This window comes from Enterococcus sp. AZ109, from assembly GCF_051714625.1.
GTDB lineage: Bacteria > Bacillota > Bacilli > Lactobacillales > Enterococcaceae > Enterococcus_A.
The window spans coordinates 2,651,460-2,662,500 of the sequence record NZ_JBIOSF010000001.1 but is presented as its reverse complement, the minus strand read 5'-3'; the positions used below and the strand labels follow the sequence as shown (position 1 = coordinate 2,662,500).

Annotated in this window: 3 protein-coding genes and 5 rRNA genes (1 of these 8 running past the window's edge); 1 reads left to right on the top strand and 7 read right to left on the bottom strand. The window is 45.8% G+C overall.

Annotated elements, in window-relative coordinates; genetic code table 11:
* From IGI42_RS12995 to IGI42_RS12965, 7 genes are all read right to left on the bottom strand, one after another.
* A 23S ribosomal RNA gene (locus tag IGI42_RS12995) occupies nucleotides 1-957 on the bottom strand (it extends 1,956 nt beyond the left edge of the window).
* A gap of 259 nt (nucleotides 958-1,216) precedes the next feature.
* Nucleotides 1,217-2,776, bottom strand: a 16S ribosomal RNA gene (locus IGI42_RS12990).
* Between the two features lie 485 nt (nucleotides 2,777-3,261).
* A 5S ribosomal RNA gene (rrf, locus tag IGI42_RS12985) occupies nucleotides 3,262-3,377 on the bottom strand.
* A gap of 66 nt (nucleotides 3,378-3,443) precedes the next feature.
* Nucleotides 3,444-6,356, bottom strand: a 23S ribosomal RNA gene (locus IGI42_RS12980).
* A gap of 259 nt (nucleotides 6,357-6,615) precedes the next feature.
* Nucleotides 6,616-8,175, bottom strand: a 16S ribosomal RNA gene (locus IGI42_RS12975).
* The 16S, 23S and 5S rRNA genes sit together here, the layout of an rRNA operon.
* A gap of 378 nt (nucleotides 8,176-8,553) precedes the next feature.
* Nucleotides 8,554-8,910 carry a hypothetical protein gene (locus IGI42_RS12970; RefSeq protein WP_438716292.1) on the bottom strand — a complete coding sequence of 119 codons (357 nt, stop codon included), beginning with the start codon at nucleotides 8,908-8,910 and terminating at the stop codon, nucleotides 8,554-8,556.
* 94 nt (nucleotides 8,911-9,004) lie between these two features.
* Entirely contained in the window at nucleotides 9,005-9,385 is a 381-nt protein-coding gene (locus IGI42_RS12965; RefSeq protein ID WP_438716291.1) for a CvfD/Ygs/GSP13 family RNA-binding post-transcriptional regulator, read from the bottom strand.
* Between the two features lie 381 nt (nucleotides 9,386-9,766).
* On the opposite strand from IGI42_RS12965, the gene IGI42_RS12960 reads away from it, so the two are divergent.
* Complete coding sequence (locus tag IGI42_RS12960) at nucleotides 9,767-10,933, top strand: MalY/PatB family protein (RefSeq protein ID WP_438716290.1); 1,167 nt, start codon at nucleotides 9,767-9,769, stop codon at nucleotides 10,931-10,933.
* Nucleotides 10,934-11,041 lie beyond the last annotated feature (108 nt).

Genomic DNA, 11,041 nt, shown 5'->3' with positions numbered 1-11,041 from the left:
TTCGGAGTTTATCTGAATTCGGTAACCCGAGATGGGCCCCTAGTCCAAACAGTGCTCTACCTCCATCATTCTTACTCTGAGGCTAGCCCTAAAGCTATTTCGGAGAGAACCAGCTATCTCCAAGTTCGTTTGGAATTTCTCCGCTACCCACACCTCATCCCCGCACTTTTCAACGTACGTGGGTTCGGTCCTCCAGTGCGTTTTACCGCACCTTCAACCTGGACATGGGTAGATCACATGGTTTCGGGTCTACGACCACTTACTCATTCGCCCATTTCAGACTCGCTTTCGCTACGGCTCCGTCTTTTCGACTTAACCTCGCAAGTAATCGTAACTCGCCGGTTCATTCTACAAAAGGCACGCCATCACCCATTAACGGGCTTTGACTTGTTGTAGGCACACGGTTTCAGGATCTATTTCACTCCCCTTCCGGGGTGCTTTTCACCTTTCCCTCACGGTACTGGTTCACTATCGGTCACTAGGGAGTATTTAGCCTTGGGAGATGGTCCTCCCGGATTCCGACGGAATTCCTCGTGTTCCGCCGTACTCAGGATCCTCCTAGGTGCTATCCAAATTTCATCTACGGGGCTTTTACCCTCTCTAGCGGACTTTTCCAAGTCCTTCGATTATTTGAATAAACTACCATATCGGAGTCCTACAACCCCAAGATGCAAGCATCTTGGTTTGGGCTTTTCCCGTTTCGCTCGCCGCTACTCAGGGAATCGAATTTTCTTTCTCTTCCTGCAGGTACTTAGATGTTTCAGTTCTCTGCGTCTACCTCTAATCAGCTATGTATTCACTGAAAAGTAACATCCTATAAAAGATGTTGGGTTTCCCCATTCGGAAATCTCCGGATCAAAGCTTACTTACAGCTCCCCGAAGCATATCGGTGTTAGTCCCGTCCTTCATCGGCTCCTAGTGCCAAGGCATCCACCGTGCGCCCTTATTCACTTAACCTTATCAACCTTACGGTTGGTTCTTGATCTTCTCTTCTAGCGATAGAAGTCCGATCAATAAAAAAAGCAATTGAACTATATAAAAAACTCATTCAACGCGGTGTTTTTTTCTCGGTTTGTTTGTTTATTTTCTGTATCCAGTTTTCAATGAACGACGTGTTTCTTTGAGAGTAAACCTCTCAAAACTGAACGAATAAAAGCAAGCCTGTGTAGTCTTCCGTAACGCTAGTCTGCATTGCTGCATCCTAGCTAATCCTTAGAAAGGAGGTGATCCAGCCGCACCTTCCGATACGGCTACCTTGTTACGACTTCACCCCAATCATCTATCCCACCTTAGGCGGCTGGCTCCATAAAGGTTACCTCACCGACTTCGGGTGTTACAAACTCTCGTGGTGTGACGGGCGGTGTGTACAAGGCCCGGGAACGTATTCACCGCGGCGTGCTGATCCGCGATTACTAGCGATTCCGGCTTCATGTAGGCGAGTTGCAGCCTACAATCCGAACTGAGAGAAGCTTTAAGAGATTAGCTTAGCCTCGCGACTTCGCGACTCGTTGTACTTCCCATTGTAGCACGTGTGTAGCCCAGGTCATAAGGGGCATGATGATTTGACGTCATCCCCACCTTCCTCCGGTTTGTCACCGGCAGTCTCGCTAGAGTGCCCAACTAAATGATGGCAACTAACAATAAGGGTTGCGCTCGTTGCGGGACTTAACCCAACATCTCACGACACGAGCTGACGACAACCATGCACCACCTGTCACTTTGCCCCCGAAGGGGAAGCTCTATCTCTAGAGTGGTCAAAGGATGTCAAGACCTGGTAAGGTTCTTCGCGTTGCTTCGAATTAAACCACATGCTCCACCGCTTGTGCGGGCCCCCGTCAATTCCTTTGAGTTTCAACCTTGCGGTCGTACTCCCCAGGCGGAGTGCTTAATGCGTTAGCTGCAGCACTGAAGGGCGGAAACCCTCCAACACTTAGCACTCATCGTTTACGGCGTGGACTACCAGGGTATCTAATCCTGTTTGCTCCCCACGCTTTCGAGCCTCAGCGTCAGTTACAGACCAGAGAGCCGCCTTCGCCACTGGTGTTCCTCCATATATCTACGCATTTCACCGCTACACATGGAATTCCACTCTCCTCTTCTGCACTCAAGTTTCCCAGTTTCCAATGACCCTCCCCGGTTGAGCCGGGGGCTTTCACATCAGACTTAAGAAACCGCCTGCGCTCGCTTTACGCCCAATAAATCCGGACAACGCTTGCCACCTACGTATTACCGCGGCTGCTGGCACGTAGTTAGCCGTGGCTTTCTGGTTAGATACCGTCAAGGGGTGAACGTTTTACTCTCACCCTTGTTCTTCTCTAACAACAGAGTTTTACGATCCGAAAACCTTCTTCACTCACGCGGCGTTGCTCGGTCAGACTTTCGTCCATTGCCGAAGATTCCCTACTGCTGCCTCCCGTAGGAGTTTGGGCCGTGTCTCAGTCCCAATGTGGCCGATCACCCTCTCAGGTCGGCTATGCATCGTTGCCTTGGTGAGCCGTTACCTCACCAACTAGCTAATGCACCGCGGGTCCATCCTCGAGTGACGCAAAAGCGCCTTTCAAAAGAAAACCATGCGGTTTTCTTTGTTATGCGGTATTAGCACCTGTTTCCAAGTGTTATCCCCCGCTCGAGGGTAGGTTACCCACGTGTTACTCACCCGTTCGCCACTCCTTTTCTTTCGGTGGAGCAAGCTCCGGTGAAAGAAAAAGCGTTCGACTTGCATGTATTAGGCACGCCGCCAGCGTTCGTCCTGAGCCAGGATCAAACTCTCATATAAGATGTTTGAAACAGTCCTAAGACTGTTAAGCTCAATTTAAAAATTGATTCGCTAGCAATTGCTTGCTATGTTGTTTGTTTCTATATAATAGAAACGCCCTACACATTTGGTTTGTTTTATTCGTTCAGTTTTCAAAGGTCTACTTAATGAAATTTGCGTTTCTCGCTGCATCAGCAACTCATATATCATAACAGCTTACTGATTGTTTGTCAATAACTTTTTTGAAGTTTTTTGAATCTTTTCTTCGAAAAGTTATGATTTGTATTTCAGCGACTTAGTTATAATAACTTATATTAACAAGGCTGTCAATAAGTATTTGAATAAAAATGGTAATAATTTTATTCAAATTTTTGGCGTTGGGATAACATTTACCAACGTTTTGTATCATATCAATTAGCAGAAAAAAAGTCAACAGGTAAACAAAAAAAATTCAAGACATTATTTTAACGAAAAAAAAGACCACCCAAGACTGGATGATCTAACTTGCGTGGCGGCGTCCTACTCTCACAAAGGGAAACCCTTCACTACAATCGGCGCTAAGAAGCTTAACTTCTGTGTTCGGCATGGGAACAGGTGTATCCTTCTTGCCATCGCCACCACACTATTTACTTGAGTAAGTTTCGCTCACTCAAAACTGGATCAGAAAATAAACATTTGCCGAGTTTTTTTGGTTAAGTCCTCGATCGATTAGTATCAGTCCGCTCCATACATCACTGTACTTCCACTTCTGACCTATCTACCTGATCATCTCTCAGGGATCTTACTTTCTTAAAGAAATGGGAAATCTCATCTTGAGGTGGGCTTCACACTTAGATGCTTTCAGCGTTTATCCCTTCCCTACATAGCTACCCAGCGATGCCTCTGGCGAGACAACTGGTACACCAGCGGTAAGTCCATCCCGGTCCTCTCGTACTAAGGACAGATCCTCTCAAATTTCCAACGCCCGCGACGGATAGGGACCGAACTGTCTCACGACGTTCTGAACCCAGCTCGCGTGCCGCTTTAATGGGCGAACAGCCCAACCCTTGGGACCGACTACAGCCCCAGGATGCGACGAGCCGACATCGAGGTGCCAAACCTCCCCGTCGATGTGGACTCTTGGGGGAGATAAGCCTGTTATCCCCAGGGTAGCTTTTATCCGTTGAGCGATGGCCCTTCCATGCGGAACCACCGGATCACTAAGCCCGACTTTCGTCCCTGCTCGAGTTGTAGCTCTCGCAGTCAAGCTCCCTTGTGCCTTTACACTCTGCGAATGATTTCCAACCATTCTGAGGGAACCTTTGGGCGCCTCCGTTACTCTTTAGGAGGCGACCGCCCCAGTCAAACTGCCCATCTGACACTGTCTCCCAGCCCGGTAAGGGCTGCGGGTTAGAGTGGCCATAACACAGGGGTAGTATCCCACCAGCGCCTCAGCCGAAACTGGCGTCCCGGCGTCTAAGGCTCCTACCTATCCTGTACATGTGGTACAGACACTCAATATCAAACTGCAGTAAAGCTCCATGGGGTCTTTCCGTCCTGTCGCGGGTAACCTGCATCTTCACAGGTACTAAAATTTCACCGAGTCTCTCGTTGAGACAGTGCCCAAATCGTTACGCCTTTCGTGCGGGTCGGAACTTACCCGACAAGGAATTTCGCTACCTTAGGACCGTTATAGTTACGGCCGCCGTTTACTGGGGCTTCAATTCGTACCTTCGCTTACGCTAAGCACTCCTCTTAACCTTCCAGCACCGGGCAGGCGTCAGCCCCTATACGTCATCTTTCGATTTTGCAGAGACCTGTGTTTTTGATAAACAGTCGCTTGGGCCTATTCACTGCGGCTGATCGTTAGATCAGCACCCCTTCTCCCGAAGTTACGGGGTCATTTTGCCGAGTTCCTTAACGAGAGTTCGCTCGCTCACCTTAGGATGCTCTCCTCGACTACCTGTGTCGGTTTACGGTACGGGCCGTTGTTTTCTCACTAGAAGCTTTTCTTGGCAGTGTGACATCAGGAACTTCGGTACTTTTAGTTCCCTCCCCATCACAACTTGTCCTTAAAGAAGTAAGCATTTGACTCACCTCAAGACTCATTGCTTGGACAGACATTTCCGATCGTCTGATTCCTTAGCCTACTGCGTCCCTCCATTGCTCAAACAAAAACAACGGGTACAGGAATATCAACCTGTTATCCATCGCCTACGCCTTTCGGCCTCGGCTTAGGTCCCGACTAACCCTGGGCGGACGAGCCTTCCCCAGGAAACCTTAGTCATACGGTGGACAGGATTCTCACCTGTCTTTCGCTACTCATACCGGCATTCTCACTTCTAAGCGCTCCAGTAGTCCTCACGATCTACCTTCAACGCCCTTAGAACGCTCTCCTACCATTGCACCATAAGGTGCAATCCACAGCTTCGGTAATATGTTTAGCCCCGGTACATTTTCGGCGCAGGGTCACTCGACTAGTGAGCTATTACGCACTCTTTAAATGGTGGCTGCTTCTAAGCCAACATCCTAGTTGTCTGTGCAACCCCACATCCTTTTCCACTTAACATATATTTTGGGACCTTAGCTGGTGGTCTGGGCTGTTTCCCTTTCGACTATGGATCTTATCACTCACAGTCTGACTCCCAGAGATAAATGAATGGCATTCGGAGTTTATCTGAATTCGGTAACCCGAGATGGGCCCCTAGTCCAAACAGTGCTCTACCTCCATCATTCTTACTCTGAGGCTAGCCCTAAAGCTATTTCGGAGAGAACCAGCTATCTCCAAGTTCGTTTGGAATTTCTCCGCTACCCACACCTCATCCCCGCACTTTTCAACGTACGTGGGTTCGGTCCTCCAGTGCGTTTTACCGCACCTTCAACCTGGACATGGGTAGATCACATGGTTTCGGGTCTACGACCACTTACTCATTCGCCCATTTCAGACTCGCTTTCGCTACGGCTCCGTCTTTTCGACTTAACCTCGCAAGTAATCGTAACTCGCCGGTTCATTCTACAAAAGGCACGCCATCACCCATTAACGGGCTTTGACTTGTTGTAGGCACACGGTTTCAGGATCTATTTCACTCCCCTTCCGGGGTGCTTTTCACCTTTCCCTCACGGTACTGGTTCACTATCGGTCACTAGGGAGTATTTAGCCTTGGGAGATGGTCCTCCCGGATTCCGACGGAATTCCTCGTGTTCCGCCGTACTCAGGATCCTCCTAGGTGCTATCCAAATTTCATCTACGGGGCTTTTACCCTCTCTAGCGGACTTTTCCAAGTCCTTCGATTATTTGAATAAACTACCATATCGGAGTCCTACAACCCCAAGATGCAAGCATCTTGGTTTGGGCTTTTCCCGTTTCGCTCGCCGCTACTCAGGGAATCGAATTTTCTTTCTCTTCCTGCAGGTACTTAGATGTTTCAGTTCTCTGCGTCTACCTCTAATCAGCTATGTATTCACTGAAAAGTAACATCCTATAAAAGATGTTGGGTTTCCCCATTCGGAAATCTCCGGATCAAAGCTTACTTACAGCTCCCCGAAGCATATCGGTGTTAGTCCCGTCCTTCATCGGCTCCTAGTGCCAAGGCATCCACCGTGCGCCCTTATTCACTTAACCTTATCAACCTTACGGTTGGTTCTTGATCTTCTCTTCTAGCGATAGAAGTCCGATCAATAAAAAAAGCAATTGAACTATATAAAAAACTCATTCAACGCGGTGTTTTTTTCTCGGTTTGTTTGTTTATTTTCTGTATCCAGTTTTCAATGAACGACGTGTTTCTTTGAGAGTAAACCTCTCAAAACTGAACGAATAAAAGCAAGCCTGTGTAGTCTTCCGTAACGCTAGTCTGCATTGCTGCATCCTAGCTAATCCTTAGAAAGGAGGTGATCCAGCCGCACCTTCCGATACGGCTACCTTGTTACGACTTCACCCCAATCATCTATCCCACCTTAGGCGGCTGGCTCCATAAAGGTTACCTCACCGACTTCGGGTGTTACAAACTCTCGTGGTGTGACGGGCGGTGTGTACAAGGCCCGGGAACGTATTCACCGCGGCGTGCTGATCCGCGATTACTAGCGATTCCGGCTTCATGTAGGCGAGTTGCAGCCTACAATCCGAACTGAGAGAAGCTTTAAGAGATTAGCTTAGCCTCGCGACTTCGCGACTCGTTGTACTTCCCATTGTAGCACGTGTGTAGCCCAGGTCATAAGGGGCATGATGATTTGACGTCATCCCCACCTTCCTCCGGTTTGTCACCGGCAGTCTCGCTAGAGTGCCCAACTAAATGATGGCAACTAACAATAAGGGTTGCGCTCGTTGCGGGACTTAACCCAACATCTCACGACACGAGCTGACGACAACCATGCACCACCTGTCACTTTGCCCCCGAAGGGGAAGCTCTATCTCTAGAGTGGTCAAAGGATGTCAAGACCTGGTAAGGTTCTTCGCGTTGCTTCGAATTAAACCACATGCTCCACCGCTTGTGCGGGCCCCCGTCAATTCCTTTGAGTTTCAACCTTGCGGTCGTACTCCCCAGGCGGAGTGCTTAATGCGTTAGCTGCAGCACTGAAGGGCGGAAACCCTCCAACACTTAGCACTCATCGTTTACGGCGTGGACTACCAGGGTATCTAATCCTGTTTGCTCCCCACGCTTTCGAGCCTCAGCGTCAGTTACAGACCAGAGAGCCGCCTTCGCCACTGGTGTTCCTCCATATATCTACGCATTTCACCGCTACACATGGAATTCCACTCTCCTCTTCTGCACTCAAGTTTCCCAGTTTCCAATGACCCTCCCCGGTTGAGCCGGGGGCTTTCACATCAGACTTAAGAAACCGCCTGCGCTCGCTTTACGCCCAATAAATCCGGACAACGCTTGCCACCTACGTATTACCGCGGCTGCTGGCACGTAGTTAGCCGTGGCTTTCTGGTTAGATACCGTCAAGGGGTGAACATTTTACTCTCACCCTTGTTCTTCTCTAACAACAGAGTTTTACGATCCGAAAACCTTCTTCACTCACGCGGCGTTGCTCGGTCAGACTTTCGTCCATTGCCGAAGATTCCCTACTGCTGCCTCCCGTAGGAGTTTGGGCCGTGTCTCAGTCCCAATGTGGCCGATCACCCTCTCAGGTCGGCTATGCATCGTTGCCTTGGTGAGCCGTTACCTCACCAACTAGCTAATGCACCGCGGGTCCATCCTCGAGTGACGCAAAAGCGCCTTTCAAAAGAAAACCATGCGGTTTTCTTTGTTATGCGGTATTAGCACCTGTTTCCAAGTGTTATCCCCCGCTCGAGGGTAGGTTACCCACGTGTTACTCACCCGTTCGCCACTCCTTTTCTTTCGGTGGAGCAAGCTCCGGTGAAAGAAAAAGCGTTCGACTTGCATGTATTAGGCACGCCGCCAGCGTTCGTCCTGAGCCAGGATCAAACTCTCATATAAGATGTTTGAAACAGTCCTAAGACTGTTAAGCTCAATTTAAAAATTGATTCGCTAGCAATTGCTTGCTATGTTGTTTGTTTCTATATAATAGAAACGCCCTACACATTTGGTTTGTTTTATTCGTTCAGTTTTCAAAGGTCTACTTAATGAAATTTGCGTTTCTCGCTGCATCAGCAACTCATATATCATAACAGCTTACTGATTGTTTGTCAATAACTTTTTTGAAGTTTTTTCAAGAAAGTTTCGATTGATGTTTTCAATGTGAATCAGCAACTCCAATAATTTATCATTCTTTAGGGAGTACGTCAACTACTTTTTTGAAGTTTTTCAAAAAAAACAGCGGACATTTTTGCCGCTGCGCAGGTATTATGTACTTCTTTAAAAAAGTGGTACGCCTTCGATTTCAAAAGTATCCAAAATTTCACGTACACTGTCAGGTGTTTCCCAAGCAAAGCCCTCAGGCAGTTCCGTTACCTTCTCTTCGTTCATTTCAAAAACATACAATGGAAGGTTTACCCCATTTGATTGGGTATTGGTTAATTCAACTAAACTAATTTCATTGATATTAATTTGAACCACACTTTTCAAAAAATTCAAAAAGCTTGCTAGAACAGTGTTTTCTTTTCTGATCTCTGTACGGGCGAATTCATTTGCGGTACCTTCTTGATGGACCAAAAAACGTTTCGTTCCATCTGATAAATTCAACATTACTGTCCCGGATACTTCTTTTGTCAAACTGCTTCACTCCTATGGTAGCTACTTAGTCTTAACTGAATTCTATCATATCATATTTTCAGAAACAAAGATATCTGCTCATGAAAATAAATAGTCAACTTTCACTCTTTATATTACTCAAGTAGTGCAACGTTTCTTCTATCCATATAGGCATTTTTGTCTGAATAGAACGAAATCCGATATTCTTATTTCGATTGGTAAAATATCGTTTTCGTTGATAGGGTATTGCAGGAGGATGTTCTGCCAATGTTCTTAATGACAGACTGATTTTTTGAGTATATTCGTCAATATCGATGATTTGTACACGCACCTTTTGACCGATCTCTAAGAATTGATGGATATTTTTTGTATAGCCGGATTGTATTTCTGAAACGTGAATTAATCCTTGCGTGTGGCTATCTAAAGAAACAAAAGCTCCATATGGCTGTATTCCCGTTATATCTCCTTTAATAATTTGTCCAATTTTATATCCCATTTAATTCCCTCTTTTCGCAAGTTTTATTATACTGCATTTAACTTCTCACGTCACTAAAGAGTCTTATCTGATTAACAATCAGACTAAATAATGGCTTTACTAGTTTTTTTACCAATCTATTCCATCGTACAATGCGAGATTGCTCATACCTTTTTGCAACCATAGCATTTGATTGCTGAAATATGAACAACGATTACATCGTTCGTAGTAGAACTTTAGCAAAGAGTCCAGCTCACTGACGAGCAATTTCGTGGTATGATTCTAATAACACTAAAAAAGAAATTGGCACATTTTTGATAATCACTCCCCTTTGAATATCAAAATTTTTTTATTATACTATACCTATATTCAAAAGGAAGATAAAAAATTAGGAGGAATAGAATGGTTAATTTTGACGAACAACTGAATCGAAAAGGGACAAATAGCGTCAAGTGGGATGAAATTTGCCAGCGCTATCAAGAAGAAGAATTGCTGCCATTATGGATTGCTGATATGGATTTCAAAGCGCCAGCTGGTGTGATTAATGCCTATCAAGAGATGGTTCAACATGGTATCTTCGGCTACAGTACAACACCTAACTCACTTTATGATGCCATAATCAAATGGGAAAAAGAGCAGCATCAGCTGATTGTAGCTAAAGAAGAAATTCTTTTTTTCAGTGGTGTATTAGCTGCGTTAGCAACAGCAGTTCAAGCTTTTACTGAGCCAAATGATGCCGTTTTGATTCACGACCCAGTCTATCCTCCATTTTCTGGCATACTCGCGGAGAACAAACGAAGAATTGTCCGCAGTAGACTTCTTGAAAAGGATGGTCGATTTGTTATGGATTATGCGGACATGGAAGAAAAAATCAAACAAAACCAGATAAAACTAGCCATTTTATGTAATCCTCATAATCCTGGCGGACGCGTTTGGACGAAAAAAGAATTGAATCAATTCGGTCAGTTATGTCACAAATATGGTGTGCTTGTTTTAAGTGATGAGATTCATCAAGATTTAGTTTTTACACCTAACCAAATGACTAGTTTCTTCAATGCAGGAGAAGGCTTTGAGAATTTTGCTATCCAATTTACTTCTATGACTAAGACCTTTAATTTAGCTGGAATCAAGAACTCTGTTGCTTTTGCCAAAAATCCAAAACTGCACAAACAATTGGAACGAAAGCAAGCTGAAAACTTCCAACAAGAAATCAACACCTTTGGTCTGGTAGGGATGGAAGCTGCCTATCGAACAGGTGAAGAGTGGCTAAAAGAATTAATGGTATACTTGCAAAAAAATATCGAGGATACTTTCGCCTTCTTTGAAGAGCATTTGCCTGAGGCTAAAATTATGAAGCCTGAAGGAACTTACTTACTTTGGGTTGATTTTTCAGCGTATGGACTAACTGACGAAGAGTTAGAAAACCGCTTAGTTCACGAAGGAAAAGTTGTATTGAATACTGGAGTCAGCTATGGACCTGGTGGTAAGCAGCACATGCGCTTAAATGTGGCCTGCGCAAATGCCATATTGCAAGAAGGTTTGCAGCGTATTGCAAATACATTGAATTAAGGAGTACCGCAGAGTCTCACTCAATTTCTGTGTATTAAAACGAAAATTCCGATAAAGCATTCGCTAAGTTTCACTTTATCAGAGCAGATCGGCTAATTGAAGATAAAA

What these genes read in the sequence shown, in the direction of transcription:
- IGI42_RS12965 (WP_438716291.1), bottom strand. Translation starts at nt 9,385, where the DNA reads ATGGGATATAAAATTGGACAAATTATTAAAGGAGATATAACGGGAATA.
- IGI42_RS12960 (WP_438716290.1), top strand. Translation starts at nt 9,767, where the DNA reads ATGGTTAATTTTGACGAACAACTGAATCGAAAAGGGACAAATAGCGTC.